Here is a 524-nt window from a genome sequence, read left to right on the forward strand (position 1 = left end):
CGCAAGTTACTACGTCCTTCATCGCCTCTGACTGCCAAGGCATCCACCGTATACGCTTAGTCGCTTAACCATACAACCCAAATGAGTTTCACTCATCTGCGTCGCATTGCGACCAGCTTGGTTTTACTTGTCTCACTTCTGACCAAAGAAGTGGACGCGCCTTAGACGTAAACTATTCAATAAAGAATAATTTACTATTGAATATTCAAGACACTTAATAAAGTGTTTGAGAACTCATGTTCAATGCTTGCGCATTAAACGTTTTGTAATTAATCACATGACAGACTCATGCAATTAAATACTATCAGCTTTCCAAATTGTTAAAGAGCGGGCTTAAAAAAGCCAAAGATAATTTTTAAGTTTATCTTTGGCATCTCTATCCATAGTGCATATGCCTTATTACTTTGCAATAAAGTCAGAATAAGGTGTAAATGGTGGAGCTATGCGGGATCGAACCGCAGACCTCCTGCGTGCAAGGCAGGCGCTCTCCCAGCTGAGCTATAGCCCCATTTACATGCAGTGCG

At 41.4% G+C, this 524-nt stretch carries 1 tRNA gene; it reads right to left on the reverse strand.

Annotated elements, in window-relative coordinates:
* Positions 1-432: 432 nt before the first annotated feature.
* Positions 433-508: transfer RNA gene (locus L5L91_RS22675), tRNA-Ala, on the reverse strand.
* Between the last annotated feature and the right edge of the window lie 16 nt (positions 509-524).

Origin of the sequence: Shewanella sp. SM55, from assembly GCF_025654025.1 — a bacterium.
Taxonomy (GTDB): Bacteria; Pseudomonadota; Gammaproteobacteria; order Enterobacterales; family Shewanellaceae; genus Shewanella; species Shewanella oncorhynchi.